We start from the raw sequence: 17,402 nt of genomic DNA on the forward strand, positions 1-17,402 counted from the left end.
AGACCCGCCGCGTGATCACGCTGCTCGCGGGGTTCCGTGGCCCATCCGTCCTGAGTTCTGCACACACGGGCCCCCGAGAACGACGGATGCCGCGACCCGAGGGCCGCGGCATCCGTGTGGTGCTGATGGGTTACGACTGGCTCTTGCCGTGGGAGCCGAGCTGTTGGGTCGCCTCGACGACACGGGCGGCCATGGCGGACTCGGCGACCTTGCCCCAGGCGCGCGGGTCGTAAACCTTCTTGTTGCCCACCTCGCCGTCGACCTTCAGGACGCCGTCGTAGTTGGTGAACATGAACCCGGCGACCGAGCGCGTGAACGCGTACTGGGTGTCGGTGTCGATGTTCATCTTGATGACGCCGTTGGCGACCGCGGTGGCGATCTCCTCGTCGGTGGAGCCGCTGCCGCCGTGGAAGACGAGGTCGAGCGGCTTCGCCGAGGTGCCGAACTTCGCGGCGATACCCTCCTGGATCTCGCCGAGCAGCTCCGGCTTCAGCTTGACGTTGCCGGGCTTGTAGACGCCGTGGACGTTGCCGAAGGTGAGCGCGGCGATCCAGCGGCCGTCCTCGCCGAGGCCGAGCGCCTCGACGACCTGGGCGACGTCACCGGTGGTGGTGTACAGGGCGTCGTTGGTGCCCTCGTGCTTGACGCCGTCCTCCTCGCCGCCGACGACGCCGATCTCCACCTCGAGGATGGCGTTGATCGCCTTCATGCGGGGGAGGAGCTCCTTGGCGATCGCGATGTTCTCGTCGAGCGGCACGGCCGAGCCGTCCCACATGTGCGACTGGAAGATGGGGTTGCCGCCCTCGGCGACGACCTTCTCCGACTCGGCGATGAGCGGCAGGACGAAGTCCTCCAGCGCCGGCTTCGGGCAGTGGTCGGTGTGCAGGGCGACCGTGATCGGGTAGTTCTTGGCGACCTCGGTGACGTAGCGCGCCATGGCCAGTGCGCCCGTGGCGCGGCCCTTGACGGTGTGACCGGCGAAGTAGTCGGCGCCACCGGTCGTGACCTGCAGGATGCCGTCGGAGCCGGCCTCGGTGAGGCCCTGCAGCACTGCGTTGATGGTCTGCGAGCTGGACACGTTGATGGCGGGGTACGCGAAGCCGCCGTTCTTCGCGCGGTCAAGCATCTCGGCGTACTGCTCTGGGGTGGCGACGGGCATGTCAGCTCCTTAGCTCTGGGATCTCACGTCAACTCTATCGAAGCGGCCCTTTCCGGCTGAGGGGAGGGGAGCCGGGCGCGTCCGGCCGGTTCTCGTGACGGTGCGGAAACTTTCGCGGATCCTTCCGGCGAATCTGGCGGAAAGACCTCGAACAGCCCACGGCCGCGTGATTAGGGTGGGGCCATGGTGAGCCTGACCGCCGACATGAGTCCGCTGCATCCCGACCGAAACCTGGCCCTCGAGCTGGTCCGAGCGACGGAGGCGGCCGCGATCCGGTCGGTGCCGTGGATCGGGCGCGGCCAGAAGGAGAAGGCCGACGGTGCGGCGGTCGACGCGATGCGCGCGTTCCTCACCACGGTGAACTTCGACGGCGTGATCGTCATCGGCGAGGGCGAGAAGGACGACGCCCCGATGCTCTTCAACGGCGAGCGGGTCGGCACCGGCCGTGGGCCGCAGTGCGACGTCGCGGTCGACCCGATCGACGGCACCTCGCTGACGGCCGCCGGCCGCAACAACGCGCTGTCGGTGCTCGCGGTGTCCGACCACGGCACGATGCTCGACGCGTCCAGCGTCTTCTACATGGACAAGCTCGTCACCGGCCCCGCCGGGGTGGGCGTCGTCGACATCCGCCTGCCGATCGGCGAGAACATCCGGCGGCTGGCGAAGGCCATGGACAAGCCGGTCGAGGAGATCGTCGTCTCGGTGCTGGACCGTCCCCGCCATGCGCAGCTCATCCAGGAGATCCGGGATGCGGGTGCCGGCACGCGGCTCATGAGCGACGGCGACGTCGCCGGCGGCATCAATGCCGCGCGGCACGACGCCCGTACCGACATGTGCGTCGGTGTCGGCGGCAGCCCGGAGGGGATCGTCACGGCGTGCGCGATCAAGGCGCTCGGCGGCCACATCCAGGGCCGGCTCTGGCCGCAGACGGATGACGAGCGTCAGCGCGGCATCGACGCGGGGCTGAAGATGGACCACGTGTACGAGGCGGACGACCTGGTGCGCGGCAACAACACGATCTTCGTCGCGACGGGCGTCACCGACGGCGCGCTCGTGAAGGGCGTGCGCCGTGAGGACGGCTACGTCTACACCGAGAGCGTCGTGCTCCGCGGCGCGTCGGGCACGCTCCGCCGGATCAGCTCGGACCACCTCGTCTCGAAGTGGCTCTGACCGGTTCGTGACGACCGGTCGAGCGCCCCTCGACGGGGTGTCGTGACCGGATCGCGATGTCAACCTCCGGGGGCGTTCAGCTTTCGTTTGGCACAATGGTGGGTGTCATCGATCGATGGCGCCTGCCCCTGGTGGGTCGACCGAGAAGAGGGATCCGAGTGTCGAATCCGGCGAACGATTCCGCACCTCGCACCGGTGCACATGCCGTTGTCGCCAACGCGGTGAAGGCCAACGCGGCCGTCGCGCCGCAGGCGCAGATCGACCCGGCCCGCCGACCCGACGTGCTGTTCCGCGTCCGTCGTGAAGAGGGGCAGCAGGCGAGCCCGTGGTGGATGGTCGGCGCCTTCGTCGGTGTCTCCGCCGTCGTGATCTTCCTCTTCAGCTTCGTCCCCGGCGGCGCGTAAGCCTCAGCCGGCGGACGCTTCGGCGTCGGACGCCTGCGCGCCCACCGCATCCGCATCAGCGGGCTCCGCGTCCACCCCATCCGCGTCGGACGTCTGTGCGCCCACGGGCTCCGCGTCCACGCGCTTCGTCACGCCGTCGAGCGCTTCGGCGAACTCGGGTGCGCTGAGCGACCGCGGCCGGTGCTCGACGAGCGGCGGCGTGGTGGTCGCGGCCAGGCGGGTCTCGTCGATGCCGGGGAACTTCCGGGCGCTGACGAGCACGCGCGTCTCGAGGGAGCCGACGAACCGGTTGTAGCTGTCGACCGTGCGTTCGAGGCCGCGGCGCAGATCGTCGACGTGCCCGACCATGCTGCCGAGGCGGTCGTACAGCTGGTTGCCGAGCGTGAACAACTCCCGCGCCTGTTCCGACACGGCCTCCTGCGTCCAGGTGTACGCCACGGTCTTGAGCACCGCCCAGAGGTTCACCGGGGAGGCGAGGGCGACGCGGCGGCCGAACGCGTACTCCAGCAGGCCCGGATCGGCGTCGAGCGCGGTCGAGAGCAGCGACTCGCTCGGGAGGAAGCAGACGACGAACTCGGGACTGCTCTCCAGCCCATTCCAGTACGCCCGCTTCGCGAGCGCGTCGACGTGTGCGCGGACGGCCTTCACATGCTTCGCCAGCAGCTGCTGACGGCGTGCCCCCTCGGCGCCGCCCGCGGCATCCGAGATCTCGGACGCTTCGAGGAACGCGTCCAGCGGCACCTTCGCGTCGACGGCGATCGCCTTGCCGCCGGGAAGCCGCACCACCATGTCGGGGCGGCCGGCACCCGCATCCGTCGTCATGCCGGACTGCAGGTCGAAGTCGACGTGGCGGGTCAGGCCCGCGGCCTCCACGATGCGGCGCAGCTGCGTCTCGCCCCAGACGCCGCGGGCGCTGGAGGAGCGCAGCGCGCTCGCGAGGGAGTCGGTCGTGCGGCGCAGCGACTCGTCGGCCTCCTGCGCGCGGCGCAGCTGCTCGGCGAGGGCGCCGTACTGGTTGTGCCGATCGCGCTCGAGGTCTTCGACCTTGCGCTGCATGTCGAACAGGCTCTCGCGCACCGGGGCGAGCGCACGGAGCACCGACTGCTCCCGTGCCTCGCGCTCGTGCTGCGCCTCGCGCTCCCGCCGGGCCTCATCGAGCTGCTGCAGTGCCGCGCGCGCGGTCGCCTCGGCGGCGGCGACCTTCGCGAGGTCGTCGGCCCGCGACGCGGACGCGCGACCGGACGCGGCGAACCACCCGCCCGCGGCGCCGATGACGAGCGCGAGGACCGCGACGAGGGTGATGAGCACTGCATCCATGCTTCGAGTGTGCCCGGGGCCTCCGACATCGCCCGGACCCCCGCGAGCATGTCCCACTTCCTGCCGCTTTGCGGTGCCCATAGCTGCAGGAAGTGGGACATGTTCCGCAGAACGTGGGACACGCCCGTGGAGGAGGCGGCGCGCGGATGCGGCGGCCGACCCGGATGCGGCGCCGGGATGCGGCGGCCGGCCCGGATGGGGCGGTGAACCGTCGCGCGCGCCCTACGTCGCGACGACCTCGGCGATCTCGATCGCGCCGACCTTCAGGCCGCAGGACGCGATGAGGGTCTCGATGTCGGCGGCGCCCTGCAGGCGCGCGGCGTGCGTCATGATGTGCGCGCAGGCGGCGGCGTCGGCGGTCGCGTCGTGGTGTGCGAACTCGCCGAACCCGGCGTGGGCGGCCACGATCGGCAGCCGGTGCGAGGGCAGTTCGTAGAGCTTGCGCGAGACCTGCAGGCTGCAGGCGTACCGGTACGGCGGGCAGGCGTCGCCGGTCGCCTCGCAGGCGCGGCGCAGCACCGCCATGTCGAATCCGGCGTTGTGCGCGACGAGGGTGTCGTCACCGGCGAAGGCGACGAGGTCGTCGAGCTGCTCGCTCCAGCTCTTCGCGCCGATCACGTCCTCCGGGCGGATGCCGTGGATGCCGATGTTCAGGTCGAAGAAGCGGTCGTGCCCGGCGGGCGGGCGGATGAGCCAGCCCGCGGTCTCGACGATCACGCCGTCGCGGACGCGGGCGAGACCCACACTGCACGCGGAGGCGCTGGATGCGTTCGCCGTCTCGAAGTCGATCGCGGTGAAATCCAGTGGCACGACTCCACCCTCGCCGCAGCATCCCGCGATCGTGCCCAGGCACGCCGAAGACCCGGCGCGTCGGTCGTCCGATGCGAGCGCCGGGCCTTTGCGCGGCGGGGGGTCAGTCCGTGCCGGGGGACTGCCCGCGGACGCGGGCGAGCGCCTCGAGCAGGTGACCGAGTCGTGTCTTCGTCTCCGTGTACTCGGTGGAGCCGATCGGCAGCGTGGCAAGGCGGGAGCGGACCTGCAGGACCGTCTGCTCCAGCGTCAGTTCGTCCGTCATCATGGCCCGCATGCTAGGCCCGTCGGTGGCGGAACGGAAGGGGCTCGCCACCCGCATCCGCATGTCGTCGGGCGGGCGTATCGTCGGCGCCATGGTGGGTCGTGAGGAGCTGTCCACGTCGTTCGGCGGCGCCGCGCAGGAGTACGAGGCGGGTCGCCCGTCGTACCCGCCGGATGCGGTGCGGTGGCTGCTGCAGCCGGTCGAGGCGCGCAGCCCGGTCACGGTCGTCGACGTGGGCGCCGGCACCGGCAAGCTCACCCGCGTGCTCGTCGACCTGGGGGCGGCGGCCACGGCGGTCGACCCCGACCCGGCGATGCTCGCCACGCTCCGCGCGAACCTCCCCGACGTCCCGACGCTCACCGGGCGGGCGGAATCGCTCCCGCTGGCGGATGCTGCGGTCGACGCGGTGGTGTTCGGTCAGGCGTGGCACTGGGTCGACGTGGCGGCCGCATCCGTCGAGTGCGGCCGCGTGTTGCGCCCCGGCGGCGTGCTCGGGCTGGTCTGGAACATCCGTGACGGGAGCGTCGACTGGGTGCGCCGGCTGACCGAGGCGATGCGCGGCAGTCATGCCGAAGCTCTCATCGACGGCGACGGTCCGAGCGTGGGGGAGCCGTTCGCGGGGCTCGAGGTGCGCACCTGGACCTGGTCGCGCCCCGTGACCCGTGCGGACCTGTTCGCGATGGCCCGCTCGCGCAGCCACGTGATCACCGCCGAGCCGGCGGAGCGCGCGCGCATCGAGCAGGCGCTGGGCGCCCTGTGCGGCGAGATCGGTGCGGTGGGGGATGCGGTCGTCGAGCTGCCGTACGTCACGCACGCGTACCGGGCCGTCCGCCCCTGACGGCTCGCGGAGATCCGCCACGTAGACTGGACTCCCGTGGCCCTCACCATCGGAATCGTCGGACTGCCCAACGTCGGCAAGTCCACCCTGTTCAACGCCCTGACCAAGAACCAGGTGCTCGCCGCGAACTACCCGTTCGCGACGATCGAGCCGAACGTGGGCGTGGTGAACCTGCCCGACCCGCGCCTGGAGAAGCTCGCCGAGATCTTCAAGTCGGAGCGCATCCTCCCCGCCGCGGTGTCGTTCGTCGACATCGCCGGCATCGTGCGCGGCGCGAGCGAGGGCGAGGGCCTGGGCAACCAGTTCCTCGCGAACATCCGTGAGGCCGACGCCATCGCGCAGGTCGTGCGCGGGTTCGCCGACTCCGACGTCGTGCACGTCGACGGTCAGGTCGACCCGAAGAACGACATGGAGACCATCAACGCCGAGCTGCAGCTCGCCGACCTCCAGACCCTCGAGAAGGCGATCACCCGCTATGAGAAGGAGGTGCGGGGCAAGAAGACCGACCCGGCCGTCCTCGAAGCGGCCGTCGCCGCGAAGGACGCGCTCGAGCGCGGCGTGCTCCTCTCCGCATCCGGGATCGACCTCGCCCCCATCAAGGAGCTGGGCCTGCTCACCGCGAAGCCGTTCATCTTCGTCTTCAACGTCGACGAGGACGTCCTCACCGACCCCGACCGCAAGGCCGAGCTCGCCGCGCTCGTGGCGCCCGCGCAGGCGGTGTTCCTCGACGCGAAGATCGAGTCGGAGCTCATCGACCTCGACCCCGAGGATGCCGCCGAGCTGCTGGCCGCGACCGGTCAGGACGAGTCGGGTCTCGACCAGCTCGCCCGCATCGGTTTCGACACGCTCGGCCTGCAGACCTACCTCACGGCGGGTCCGAAGGAGGCGCGCGCCTGGACGATCGGCAAGGGCTGGAAGGCCCCGCAGGCCGCCGGCGTCATCCACACCGACTTCGAGCGCGGCTTCATCAAGGCCGAGGTCATCTCCTTCGACGACCTGGTCGAGTGCGGCTCGGTCGCCGAGGCCCGCGCCAAGGGCAAGGCCCGTATGGAGGGCAAGGAGTACGTCATGCAGGACGGCGACGTGGTGGAGTTCCGCTTCAACGTCTGAGCGCGCCTGGCTCGGGCGGCTGTCCCCCCCCGCATCCGTTCCGCGGGTCGGGTAAGGCTAGGCTTACCTCGTGGGTAGGAAGAAGAACACGCCGTCCGAGCGCGAATTCATCGTGGCGCACGTCGTCCGGAGCGAGCGGCTGAGCGAGCACTTCGTCCGCGTGACCCTCGGCGGGTTGGCGGGCCTCCAGCCGCGCGGCGCCGACCACTGGTGCCGCCTGTTCTTCACACGGGAGGGGCAGGACGTCCTGGCGCTACCCAGCAGCACCACCGAGATCGGCTGGTACGTGCAGTACCTCGCGACGCCGCGCGCGCGACGGCCGTGGGTGCGCGCCTACACGCTGCGCGACGTGCGCCCCGAGCTGGGTGAGGTGGACATCGACTTCGTCATCCACGTCGACGACGACGGGAACATCGGACCTGCTGCCCGATTCGCGCTGGAGGCGGAGCCCGGGGACCGCGTCGGCTTCCTCGACCAGGGCATCGGATTCACGCCCGACCACCCGCACGACTGGACCCTCCTCGTGGGCGATGAGACGGCGCTGCCCGCTGTCGCGGGTATCTGCGGCTCGCTCCCGCAGGACGCCGTCGGCCTCGCGATCATCGAGGTGCCCACCGCCGATGACCGTCAGGCGTTCCCTGCACCGGACGGCATGGAGATCAGGTGGGTCGTCCGGAGCGAGTCGGCGGATGCGGGCGCGAAGCCCGGCGAACTCGCGCTGCAGACCCTGATGGCGACGGCGCTGCCCGACGGTGTGGTGCACGCCCACACCATCGGCGAGTCCGCGCTCGCGACCGGCGCGCGCCGTCACCTCGTGCACGAACGAGGGGTCTCGAAACGGCACGTGGACTTCGTCGGCTACTGGCGCCACGGCCGGGCCGCGACCAGCTGAGCCACCTGTGAGGGCGGCGGGCCCGAGCTCAAACCGCGCATCTGGTACGGCATGCCGGTGTACGCGCGGTCGGCGGGTGCGCCGGCGCTCATCACGCTGCGTGACGACGAGCGGGTCAACCTCGCGCTGACCGAGAAGGTCGAGCTCCGCCCGGCCGGCGGCACCGAGGGGATGCTGATGCCGGCGGCGTGGTACTTCGACGCCGTCGACGAGGTGACCGAGCGACGCATCGCAGCGATCGTCCGCGCCGCGATCGCCTGAGGCGCGCAGTCCACGGGACCCCGGCGTCTCCGTGCGCCGGCCGCATCCGCCGCCGAGCCACCCCTCTTCCATCGAACCACCCCTGTATCTGATGCAGACAACGGGGTGGGTCGCAGGAAAGGGGGTGGCTCGGCGGTGGGGGCGTGGGGAGCGCCGGGCCGGGTGCGACCGACGCTCCGGTCGATGTCGTCCTGGTCGCTGTTGCCGAACGAGCGGAACATCATCGCGCTGAGCGCGAAGGGCGAGACGTGGATGCCGGTGCGGCCGAGAGGGCGGTAGCGCATGATGTGGACTCCTGGAGATCGGGGGATGGGAGCGCTACGCTGAAGCGGAACGGTATTCCGGAACTATGCGGAACGCTGTTCCGATTGTGAAGAGGAGTCTGCATGACCGAACCCACGGCCGTGTCGCCCCGTCGTCGAGCGGATGCGGTCCGCAACGCCGAAGCCGTGCTCGAGGCGGCGAAGGCGGCGTTCGCGGAGACGGGCGTCGACACCCCGATGCGCGACATCGCCGCACGGGCGGGCGTCGGCGTGGGGACGATCTACCGCAGCTACCCGCAGCGGTCGGACCTCATCATCGCGGTGTTCCGGTTGGAGGTGGACGCCACGGCGCTCGCCGCCGAGGAGCTCGGCGCGCAGCATCCGCCCGCCGAGGCGCTGCGGCTGTGGGCAGAGGGCTTCGCGCGGTTCGTCTCGACCAAGCGCGGGCTGAAGGACGCGCTGCACTCCGGCGACCCCGCGTACCAGTCGCTCCCCGCGTACTTCCTCGGCACCCTCGCCCCCCGGGTGCAGCGCATCCTCGACGACGGCGCCGTCGCGGGGACGATCCGGGCCGACGTCACCGCCGAAGACCTCATTCTCGCCCTCAGCCGCCTCGCCGGTGAGGGCCCCGACGGCGGCCGCATGACCGGTGTGCTCGTCGACGGGCTCCTGCGCGGCTGATCCCACGGCACCCGATGTGGGTTCGAGGCTTCGGCCCAGTGCGCATCCGTTCGGTGAGTGCGCACCCGATCGGATGCGCGGTCGCGAAACGGATGCGCGCTGGCGCGGTCAGCGCTCGGCGGTCGGAGGATGCGGCGGAGTGCCGGCCGCATCCGCTGCGCGTCACGCGAGGACGGCGTAGGAGCCGAAACCGATCGCGACGAAGAACGCCAAGACGGCGAGGAGGAGCGAGACCGGCGTCATCGTGAGGCGCTCGGGGCGGCTGCGGGATGCGAGGTTCGCGAGGACGCCGAAGAGGAGGTATGCGAACACGACCCACATCGCGATGACGCTGAAGAGGTCGGGGAACACCTCGAGGAACCCGATGCGGTCCCACGCGATGAGCGCCATGACGGCGTAGACGAGGATCGCGACCAGGCTCGCGACACGTCTGCCGGCGGGGAGGACGCGGTCCTTGCCGCCCCACGCGAAGTGGCCGAGCGGTGCGCCGAGCGCGAGCGCGAGCTGGAAGACCGCGAGCAGACCGAGGACGACGGTGAAGGCGAGGACGAACGGCACGGCCATACCGTAGCGGCTCGGTCCTGCCCGCGGCTCCGTCCCGCTCACGGCGGTGCCGTGCCGGCGGCGATGCCGTGCCGGCTCAGAGCTTCTCGCCGGGGAGCTTCCCGCTCTGCTCGAACCACGAGCGCAGCTGCGCCTCGTCGAGGTCGTCCGTCTCGCGGATGTCGAGATAGCGCACCTCGGGGTGCTTCGACGCCTTCGGGGGTTCCGGGGTGAGCGACGTGCCGCGGTGGAACGCGATCTGCACGTACTTCGTGAAGCAGCGGAAGCTCAGCAGCCACGTTTCGCCGTCCGTGCCGTAGAACGGCTGGTTCCACTTCACGGCCTTGCGGACATCGGGGATGCTCTCGGCGATGAGCCGGTCGAGCGTGCGCCCGATGTCGCTCTTCCACTCCGGCATCGCCGCGATGTACGCCTGCACGGGCGCATCGCCGTCGCCCTTCGGGATCTGCGGGTTCCCGCCCGACAGCAGCCTCGGTGCCTCGTCGCTCATGCCGTCGAGCGTATACGGATGCCGCACCCCGGTGTGCACGGCGCGACCGTTCGCCAGTGCGCACCCGTTTCGTGAGCGCGCACCCGATCGGATACTCCCTCACGAAACGGATGCGCACTCGGGCGGGGTGGGTGCGCCCGGCGGGGGTCGCTGTTCCGCACACACCGCCGAGACCGCATCCATCACTCGAGACCACATGCAGTTGGGGCGGGTGCGGGTGCTCGGCCGCGTACGCTCCGTGGATGGGCCAGGTCGAACTCCGCGGACGTCTCGTCTGCGCGGACACGGATGTTGCCGCCACCGTCGTGCGGCACTTGCCGCTGCACACCGCGCTGAGCCGTGCCGAGCCGGGGTGTCTGCGGTTCGAGGTCACGGCGACCGCCGATCCGCTGGTGTGGGAGGTCGCCGAGCTGTTCGCCGACCGTGCCGCCTTCGACGCGCACCAGGCACGGGTCGCCGCGAGTGAGTGGGGTCGCGCGACCGCCGGGATCGCCCGCGAGTACAACGTCACCGAGGCCGACTGAGCCGCGCCCACTCGCGAACGCGCACCCGTTTCGCGAGCGCGCACCCGATCGGATACCCCCTCACGAAACGGGTGCGCACTCGGCCGGGCCGTGCCGGCGGCAATCCGGAGCAGCGACCGGCGGCAGCGACCCACGCCGCGCACCGACCTAGTTCAGCCGGGTCCTGCTGCGCCCCTGCGCCGCAGCGCATCCAGCTCGGCATGGCACCCGCTGGCCGCTGAGTCGCGGACAACAGGAAGGGGCTCGGTTCAGCCGAGCAGTTCCGCCAGCAGCGTTTCGACGCGGCCCTTGATCTCGTCCCGGATCGGGCGCACCGACTCAATGCCCTGCCCGGCGGGATCGTCGAGCGTCCAGTCCTCATAGCGCTTGCCCGGGAAGAACGGGCACGCGTCGCCGCAGCCCATGGTGATCACGACGTCGGAGTCCTGCACCGCTTCGGTGGTGAGCACCTTCGGCTGCTCGGCGGTGATGTCGATGCCCTCCTCGCGCATGGCCGCGACGGCGACCGGGTTGATCTGGTCGGCGGGCATGGATCCGGCGGAACGGACCTCGACGCGGCCGCCTGCGAGTTCGCGGAGATAGCCGGCGGCCATCTGGGAGCGCCCGGCGTTGTGGACGCAGACGAAGAGGACGGAAGGCTTCTGGTCGGTCATGGTTCTTTCGCTTCTTTCAGTCGGTGAGGGTAGCGAGGAGGCCGCGGACGCGGCCCTCGATGTCCTGACGGATCGCTTCGACGCCCTCGGGCGAGGCCAGCGCAGGGTCGCCCACGGCCCAGTCCTCGTAGCGGACACCGGGGATGATCGGGCAGACGTCGCCGCAGCCCATCGTGACCACGACGTCGGCCGCGCGCACGGCGTCATCGGTGAGCGGCTTCGGGAACGCCGTCTCGGCCTCCTGCGCGCCCTCGATCTCGGTGAGCAGCGAGCGCACGTGCGGGTGCACGTCCGACGCCGGGGTGGATCCTGCGGAGCGTGCGACGACGCGGCCGTCGGCGAGCTGGTTGACGATCGCGGCGGCGAGCTGGGAGCGGCCCGCGTTCTGCACGCAGACGAACAACACCTGCGGCACCCCGGCCGAGCGGTCCCGCGTCAGGTCGGCGAGGCGCTGCCGGGCGAACCGTTCGGTCAGCGGGATCATGTGCGCGGTCAGCTTGGCCGAACGCACCAGGCTGGCGTAGGACTCGCGTACGATCGCGATCACGAGGTCCCGATTCAGCCCGGACAGCTCGTCCGCGAGCTCATCGGCGAGGCGGGTCACGCGGGCGTCCATCTGCTGCAGGGCCTCGGCCCGTGCTGCGGTGTCTTCGGGCTCGTCGGTGACGGCCGCGGCGGGAGCGAACGCGTCGAGGAGGGCCGCGACGGCGCGCTGCTTGCCCGGTGCGATGCGGTAGTACACCCAGGTGCCGCGCCGCTCGGACAGCAGCATCCCGGTCTCCTTCAACACCTTCAAGTGGTGCGAAACGGTCGGCTGCGACACCTCGGCGAGGTCCGCGAGGTCGCACACGCAGGACTCGCCGCGCGGGTCGGTCGCGATCGCGGAGAGCATCCGCAGCCGCAGCGGGTCAGCGAGCGCTTTCAGTGCCCCGGCCACGGTCGTGGCGACCTCGGTGCCGATCGCGTGCGCCGTGGACGGTGCGCACGTGTCGGCGTCAGAGATGACGGTCGTGTCGGTCATGACGTCCTCGATTCGGTGGCGTAGGGGTCGGTGTGGAACCAGGCCTTCGCGGCCCAGAGTGAGACGTAGACGAGGCCCACGAGCACGGGCACTTCGATGAGCGGGCCGACGACCCCGGCCAAGGCCTGGCCGGATGCCGCGCCGAAGGTGCCGATCGCGATCGCGATGGCGAGCTCGAAGTTGTTGCCCGCGGCGGTGAACGCGAGCGTCGTGGAGCGCGCGTAGCCCAGGCCGAGTGCCTTGCCCAGCAGGATGCCGGCGAACCACATCAGCGCGAAGTAAACCAGCAGCGGCAGCGCGATCCTGGCGACGTCCATCGGGTGGGAGGTGACCTGTTCGCCCTGCAGGGCGAACAGCAGCATGATCGTGAACAGCAGCCCGTAGAGCGCCCACGGCCCGATCCTCGGGAGGAACTTCTCCTCGTACCAGTCGCGCCCCTTGCGCTTCTCACCGACGAACCGGGACGCGAAGCCCGCGACGAGCGGGATACCGAGGAACACGAGCACGTTCAAGGCGATCTGCCAGACCGAGATCTCCAGCCCCTGCGCATCCAGCCCCAGCCAGCCCGGCAGCACGGTCAGGTAGAACCAGCCCAGCACCGAGAACGTCACGACCTGGAAGACCGAGTTGATCGCCACCAGCACCGCGGTCGCCTCCCGGTCACCGCACGCGAGGTCGTTCCAGATCACGACCATCGCGATGCAGCGGGCCAGCCCCACGATGATCAGCCCGGTCCGGTACTCCGGCAGGTCGGGCAGGAAGATCCACGCGAGCGCGAACATCACCGCGGGCCCCACGAGCCAGTTCAGCACGAGCGAGGAGACAAGAAGCTTCTTGTCGCCCGTGACGGCGGCGACTTTGTCGTAGCGGACCTTCGCCAGGACCGGGTACATCATCACCAGCAGGCCCAGCCCGATCGGGATCGAGATCCCGCCGACCTCCATCGCGGACAGCGCGCCCGAGAGCGCGGGCACGAAACGGCCGAGCAGGAGGCCCGCGACCATCGCGAGGCCGATCCACAGCGGCAGCCACTTATCGAGGGTGGAGAGCCGCTTTGGGGCGGTGCGGGTCAGTGTGTCGGTCATGCGAGCAGCTCCTCGATCTTCGCCGCGTAGACGGGTTTCGGGTGCGCGCCGATCAGCACGTCTCCCCGTTCCCCGTTCCGGTAGAAGCCGAGGGTCGGAATCGAGGTCACGCCGGCCGCGGTCACGGTCTCGGGGTTCTGGTCGGCGTCGACCTTCACGATCTTCACCCGGCCCGCGTACTCGCCGGCGAGATGGTCCAGGATCGGGGCGATCGCCTTGCACGGGCCGCACCAGGTCGCCCAGATGTCGACCACGACCGGCAGCTCGGACTCGAGCACCTCCGCCTGGAAGGTGGCGTCGGTGACGGGTGTGACGGTGCTCATGCGGAGACCTCCAAAGCAAGCTCGGAAACGGTGGCGGGTGCGAGGTTCGACAGGTAGTGCTGGGCGTCCTGCGCCGCCGCGCAGCCCGTGCCCGAGGCGGTGATCGCCTGCCAGTACGTGTGATCGACGAGATCCCCGGCCGCGAACACCCCGGCCAGGTTCGTCCTCGTCGACGGGTGCGCGACCCGCACGTACCCGTCCGCGTCGGTGTCGACCTGCCCGGTCACGAGCTCGGAGCGCGGGTCGTGCCCGATCGCGACGAACACCCCCGTCGCGTCGAGCCTCCGCTCGGCTCCGGTGACGGTGTCGCGCAGCGTGAGCCCGGTGACCTGCTCGTCGCCGAGGATCGCGGCGACCTCGCTGTTACAGGCGACCTCGATCTTCGGATCATCGAGCACGCGCTGCGCCATGATCCTCGACGCCCGGAACTCGTCCCTGCGGTGCACCACGGTCACCTTCGACGCGAACCGGGTGAGGAACAGTGCCTCCTCCATCGCGGAGTCCCCGCCGCCGACCACGACGATCTCCTGCTCGCGGAAGAAGAACCCGTCGCACGTCGCGCACCACGACACACCGTGCCCGGACAGGCGCTCCTCCCCGGGAAGGCCGAGCTTCCGGTACGCGGAACCCATCGTGAGGATCACTGCGCGTGCCCGGTACGTCGCCCCTGCACCGGTTTCGATGGTCTTCACGTCGTCGTCGAGCTCGAGGCGGATCGCGTCGTCGTAGACGATCCGAGCGCCGAACCGCTCCGCCTGCGCCCGCATCGACTCCATGAGCTCCGACCCCTGCACACCATCGACGAAACCCGGGAAGTTCTCCACCTCGGTCGTCGTCATCAGCGCACCGCCCGCGGTCACCGAACCCGCGATCACCACCGGCTCGAGCCCCGCACGCGCCGCGTAGACCGCGGCCGTGTACCCCGCGGGACCGGACCCCACGATGACCAGTTCGACTTCTTGGTTCGACATGCTTCTATATTGACATCTATCGAATCAATCCGAGAGTCCGCGATGGCTTTGCCACCGGATGTTCACCTGCCGTGCTCAGGCATGACCATCAACGCCCTTTGCGCGCGACCTCCGCATCATCGACGAAGAAGCGCGAAAAGTGCACTCTTCAACAATCGGACCTACCAGTGCGCGCAGCCGACGTCCGCGCCATGGCGCATCTCGCCCGCGAGTACGCGCTGCCCGAGCTCCCGGACGAGCGGCTCGACGCCTTCGACCGCCCGGTGCTCATCGTGACGGGGCGGCAGGACTCGGTCGTCGGGGTCGAGGACCAGTGGGCGCTCGCGCAGCGGCTGCCGCGCGCGACCTACGCCATGCTCGACCGTGCCGGGCCCAATCTCTCGATCGACGCACCGGATGCGGTCCGCGCGCTGCTGCGCGACTGGGCCGCCCAGGTCGCGGCGCGCTGACATGCGCATCACGCGTCCGGTTGCTGGCAGGATGCTGTCGAGCTCATCCGTCACCCGAAAGGACGCCATGACGTCTTCGCAGTCCGCATCCGCTCTCGTCACCGTGGGTCGCCTCACGACCGCTGCCGGCACGCTGCTGCTCGCGGGCGGTGCCGCCGCGTGGGCGGTCGTGACCCAGCAGCTGGGCGCCGAGAAGATCTCGGTGCCCGATGACGCCGACGTGCTGCCGGGCAAGCCCGTGCAGGGGCCGGTCACCGCATACGCTGAGGCGCTCGTGATCAAGCGGAACGCCGAGCGCGGGTCGGCGGGCAAGACGTTCGCCGACATCAGCGAGGAGCTGAAGACCGTCGAGAAGGGGAGCGACGAGGAGCGGAAGCTGCGCGGGCAGAGCGCGGCGCTGTCGACCGCGGCGTCGCTGCGCACCTCGCTCATGACGTCGGTGCTCGCGTACGGCGTGAGCGCGCTCGTCGCAGGGCTCGGTGCGTTCTTCCTCGTCACCGGGCGGGTGCTCCGCCGCGGCTGACCGCGCAGCGTCAGTGGGAGACTGGAACGGATGCCGTTCACCCTCGCCGCGCCCGTGCACAGCGAGCTCCTCATCAAGAAGAGCCGCTTCATCGGCTGCGTCGAACCCGTCTCCGGGCGAGAGCAGGCGGTCGCGCGCGTGCAGGAGTTGTGGGCGCAGCATCCGGACGCCCGGCACATCTGCTGGGCGCTCATGGCGGGCGGGCATTCCGCCGCGGTCGACGACGGCGAGCCGAGCGGCACCGCCGGACGGCCGATGCTCGACGTGCTGCGGTTCCAGGAGCTCGAGGGCGTGCTCGCGACGGTGGTCCGCTACTTCGGCGGCGTGAAGCTCGGCGCCGGCGGACTCGTCCGCGCGTACACGGATGCCGTCGCCCAGGCCCTCACGGATGCGGAGCGCGTGCCGCTCGTGCGCACCCGGACGCTCCGCGTGACCGTGCCGTACGCCCTCGAGGGGCTGGTGCGCCGCGAGCTCGACGCGCACGGGGCGACACTCGGCGAGGTGCAGCACGGCGAGGGCGTGACGATCGCGTTCGAGCTGGCCGAGGACCGCGCCGCCGAGGTCGCCGCGCGGATCGACGACGTGTCGCAGGGGCGGGCCGTCTGGGGCTGACGCATGGGACGATGAACCCATGGCTCTCCACGTGCTGACCGGTGCAGGTTCGGGGATCGGGGCGGCGCTCGCGACGCGCCTGCGCGAGCGAGGTGACGACCTCGTGCTCGTCGCCCGCAGCGCCGAGCGTGCGGAGGAGCTCGAGGACCGGTTCCCGGGCTCGACGACGCTGGTGGCCGACCTCGACGTGCCCGCGACCATCGCGTCGGCGCTCGCCGGTCAGCGGCTGCCCGAGCGGGTCGACGCGCTCATCCACGGCGCCGGTGTCGTCGACCTCGGGCCGGTCGCCGACCTGCCGGTGTCGTCGTGGGAGTGGCAGCTGAACGTGAACCTCATCGGTCCGGCCGAGCTCACCCGCATCCTGCTGCCCGCGATCCGCGCGACGAAGGGGCAGGTGCTGTTCGTGAACTCCGGTGCCGGACTGCGTGCCGCGCCGGAGTGGTCGGCGTACGCGGCGTCGAAGCACGGGCTGAAGGCGCTCGCCGACTCGCTGCGGCAGGAGGAGGCGCCGCACGGCGTGCGGGTGTCGTCGGTGTTCCCCGGGCGCACGGCGACGCCGATGCAGGAGCGCGTGCACGAGCAGGAGGGCAAGGCCTACGACCCGGATGCGTTCATCGACCCGGCGTCGGTGGTCGCCGGCATCCTCACCGCCCTCGACATGCCCCGCGACGCGCAGGTGCCCGAGCTGCACATCCGCCCCGGCGTTTGACGGCGTCGATCGACGCGCGAGGCGAGACGAAACGCATCCTCACTCGCTAGCCTGACCTCATCCACTCAAGGGGAGGTCGATGATGACGACGAAGACGGATGCCACGGTGTCGACGGGCGGCAAGATCGGTCTCGGCCTGCTCGGGATCGTGCAGGTCGCGTTCGCGTTCCTCGCGTTCTGGGACCTCGCGTTCCGCGACGCCTCAGAGATCCGCGGGCCGAAGCCGGCGTGGATCCCGGCGATCCTCGTGAACTGGATCGGCCCCGCCGCCTACTTCCTGGTAGGGATCAAACACCGCAGGTGAGGCC

24 protein-coding genes are annotated in these 17,402 nt (G+C 70.6%); 13 read left to right on the forward strand and 11 right to left on the reverse strand.

The window, feature by feature from the left end; genetic code table 11:
• Positions 1-130: 130 nt before the first annotated feature.
• Positions 131-1,159 (reverse strand): class II fructose-bisphosphate aldolase, encoded by a 1,029-nt coding sequence (gene fbaA / locus ACWAUO_RS09925; protein WP_460775065.1) that lies wholly within the window; start codon positions 1,157-1,159, stop codon positions 131-133.
• 183 nt (positions 1,160-1,342) lie between these two features.
• Between fbaA and glpX the strand changes: the two genes are divergently transcribed.
• Entirely contained in the window at positions 1,343-2,329 is a 987-nt protein-coding gene (glpX, locus tag ACWAUO_RS09930) for a class II fructose-bisphosphatase (RefSeq protein WP_460775066.1), read from the forward strand.
• A 221-nt stretch (positions 2,330-2,550) separates the two neighbouring features.
• Entirely contained in the window at positions 2,551-2,733 is a 183-nt protein-coding gene (locus tag ACWAUO_RS09935; RefSeq protein WP_460775067.1) for a UDP-N-acetylmuramyl pentapeptide phosphotransferase, read from the forward strand.
• 3 nt (positions 2,734-2,736) lie between these two features.
• Here ACWAUO_RS09935 and ACWAUO_RS09940 read toward each other — a convergent pair whose 3' ends face one another.
• The 3 genes from ACWAUO_RS09940 to ACWAUO_RS09950 all read right to left on the reverse strand — a co-directional run bounded on the left by ACWAUO_RS09940 (position 2,737) and on the right by ACWAUO_RS09950 (position 5,128).
• On the reverse strand, positions 2,737-4,050 hold the full coding sequence (locus ACWAUO_RS09940) for a DNA recombination protein RmuC (RefSeq protein ID WP_460775069.1): 1,314 nt from the start codon (positions 4,048-4,050) through the stop codon (positions 2,737-2,739).
• A 222-nt stretch (positions 4,051-4,272) separates the two neighbouring features.
• Entirely contained in the window at positions 4,273-4,860 is a 588-nt protein-coding gene (locus ACWAUO_RS09945) for an exonuclease domain-containing protein (protein ID WP_460775070.1), read from the reverse strand.
• Between the two features lie 103 nt (positions 4,861-4,963).
• Complete coding sequence (locus ACWAUO_RS09950) at positions 4,964-5,128, reverse strand: hypothetical protein (RefSeq protein ID WP_460775071.1); 165 nt, start codon at positions 5,126-5,128, stop codon at positions 4,964-4,966.
• 7 nt (positions 5,129-5,135) lie between these two features.
• Here ACWAUO_RS09950 and ACWAUO_RS09955 point away from each other — a divergent pair, with 7 nt between their 5' ends.
• The 5 genes from ACWAUO_RS09955 (at position 5,136) to ACWAUO_RS09975 (ending at position 9,170) form a co-directional block, all read left to right on the forward strand.
• Positions 5,136-5,963 (forward strand): class I SAM-dependent methyltransferase, encoded by an 828-nt coding sequence (locus ACWAUO_RS09955; protein ID WP_460775073.1) that lies wholly within the window; start codon positions 5,136-5,138, stop codon positions 5,961-5,963.
• 36 nt (positions 5,964-5,999) lie between these two features.
• The gene (ychF, locus tag ACWAUO_RS09960) at positions 6,000-7,073 is read left to right on the forward strand and encodes a redox-regulated ATPase YchF (protein ID WP_460775075.1); all 1,074 of its coding nucleotides are present in this window, start codon (positions 6,000-6,002) and stop codon (positions 7,071-7,073) included.
• Positions 7,074-7,143: 70 nt separating this feature from the next.
• Complete coding sequence (locus tag ACWAUO_RS09965) at positions 7,144-7,965, forward strand: siderophore-interacting protein (RefSeq protein ID WP_460775076.1); 822 nt, start codon at positions 7,144-7,146, stop codon at positions 7,963-7,965.
• Between the two features lie 51 nt (positions 7,966-8,016).
• Positions 8,017-8,226, forward strand: a complete 210-nt coding sequence (locus tag ACWAUO_RS09970) for a hypothetical protein (RefSeq protein ID WP_460775077.1) — start codon at positions 8,017-8,019, stop codon at positions 8,224-8,226.
• 386 nt (positions 8,227-8,612) lie between these two features.
• Positions 8,613-9,170, forward strand: a complete 558-nt coding sequence (locus ACWAUO_RS09975; RefSeq protein WP_460775079.1) for a TetR/AcrR family transcriptional regulator — start codon at positions 8,613-8,615, stop codon at positions 9,168-9,170.
• Between the two features lie 162 nt (positions 9,171-9,332).
• Here the strand turns inward: ACWAUO_RS09975 and ACWAUO_RS09980 are convergent, their stop codons facing one another.
• A complete protein-coding gene (locus ACWAUO_RS09980; RefSeq protein WP_460775080.1) occupies positions 9,333-9,734 on the reverse strand; it encodes a hypothetical protein in 402 nt (133 codons plus the stop codon).
• A gap of 76 nt (positions 9,735-9,810) precedes the next feature.
• The gene (locus ACWAUO_RS09985; RefSeq protein WP_460775081.1) at positions 9,811-10,224 is read right to left on the reverse strand and encodes a DUF1801 domain-containing protein; all 414 of its coding nucleotides are present in this window, start codon (positions 10,222-10,224) and stop codon (positions 9,811-9,813) included.
• A 242-nt stretch (positions 10,225-10,466) separates the two neighbouring features.
• Between ACWAUO_RS09985 and ACWAUO_RS09990 the strand changes: the two genes are divergently transcribed.
• The gene (locus tag ACWAUO_RS09990) at positions 10,467-10,748 is read left to right on the forward strand and encodes a putative quinol monooxygenase (protein ID WP_460775083.1); all 282 of its coding nucleotides are present in this window, start codon (positions 10,467-10,469) and stop codon (positions 10,746-10,748) included.
• Positions 10,749-10,996: 248 nt separating this feature from the next.
• On the opposite strand, the gene ACWAUO_RS09995 is transcribed toward ACWAUO_RS09990, so the two are convergent.
• The 5 genes from ACWAUO_RS09995 to trxB are packed head-to-tail and all read right to left on the reverse strand — an operon-like array spanning position 10,997 to position 14,801.
• Positions 10,997-11,401, reverse strand: coding sequence for an arsenate reductase ArsC (locus ACWAUO_RS09995; RefSeq protein ID WP_460775084.1), 405 nt, complete (start codon positions 11,399-11,401; stop codon positions 10,997-10,999).
• Positions 11,402-11,417: 16 nt separating this feature from the next.
• On the reverse strand, positions 11,418-12,422 hold the full coding sequence (locus ACWAUO_RS10000; protein WP_460775086.1) for a metalloregulator ArsR/SmtB family transcription factor: 1,005 nt from the start codon (positions 12,420-12,422) through the stop codon (positions 11,418-11,420).
• Entirely contained in the window at positions 12,419-13,507 is a 1,089-nt protein-coding gene (gene arsB, locus ACWAUO_RS10005; RefSeq protein WP_460775088.1) for an ACR3 family arsenite efflux transporter, read from the reverse strand. The genes ACWAUO_RS10000 and arsB overlap by 4 nt, the downstream gene beginning before the upstream one ends.
• The gene (gene trxA / locus ACWAUO_RS10010; protein WP_460775090.1) at positions 13,504-13,830 is read right to left on the reverse strand and encodes a thioredoxin; all 327 of its coding nucleotides are present in this window, start codon (positions 13,828-13,830) and stop codon (positions 13,504-13,506) included. The genes arsB and trxA overlap by 4 nt, the downstream gene beginning before the upstream one ends.
• Positions 13,827-14,801 (reverse strand): thioredoxin-disulfide reductase, encoded by a 975-nt coding sequence (trxB, locus tag ACWAUO_RS10015; RefSeq protein ID WP_460775091.1) that lies wholly within the window; start codon positions 14,799-14,801, stop codon positions 13,827-13,829. The genes trxA and trxB overlap by 4 nt, the downstream gene beginning before the upstream one ends.
• Positions 14,802-14,968: 167 nt before the next feature.
• On the opposite strand from trxB, the gene ACWAUO_RS10020 reads away from it, so the two are divergent.
• From ACWAUO_RS10020 to ACWAUO_RS10040, 5 genes are all read left to right on the forward strand, one after another.
• On the forward strand, positions 14,969-15,250 hold the full coding sequence (locus tag ACWAUO_RS10020) for an alpha/beta fold hydrolase (protein WP_460775092.1): 282 nt from the start codon (positions 14,969-14,971) through the stop codon (positions 15,248-15,250).
• A 67-nt stretch (positions 15,251-15,317) separates the two neighbouring features.
• A complete protein-coding gene (locus tag ACWAUO_RS10025) occupies positions 15,318-15,773 on the forward strand; it encodes an aromatic ring-opening dioxygenase LigA (protein ID WP_460775093.1) in 456 nt (151 codons plus the stop codon).
• Between the two features lie 30 nt (positions 15,774-15,803).
• Positions 15,804-16,385 carry an IMPACT family protein gene (locus ACWAUO_RS10030; protein WP_460775095.1) on the forward strand — a complete coding sequence of 194 codons (582 nt, stop codon included), beginning with the start codon at positions 15,804-15,806 and terminating at the stop codon, positions 16,383-16,385.
• A gap of 19 nt (positions 16,386-16,404) precedes the next feature.
• On the forward strand, positions 16,405-17,094 hold the full coding sequence (locus ACWAUO_RS10035; RefSeq protein WP_460775097.1) for an SDR family oxidoreductase: 690 nt from the start codon (positions 16,405-16,407) through the stop codon (positions 17,092-17,094).
• Positions 17,095-17,173: 79 nt separating this feature from the next.
• Positions 17,174-17,398: a PLDc N-terminal domain-containing protein gene (locus ACWAUO_RS10040; protein WP_460775098.1), complete on the forward strand. Its 225-nt coding sequence runs from the start codon at positions 17,174-17,176 to the stop codon at positions 17,396-17,398.
• The last annotated feature ends 4 nt before the right edge of the window (positions 17,399-17,402 follow it).

The sequence above is a fragment of the Microbacterium sp. GXF7504 genome (assembly GCF_054798235.1).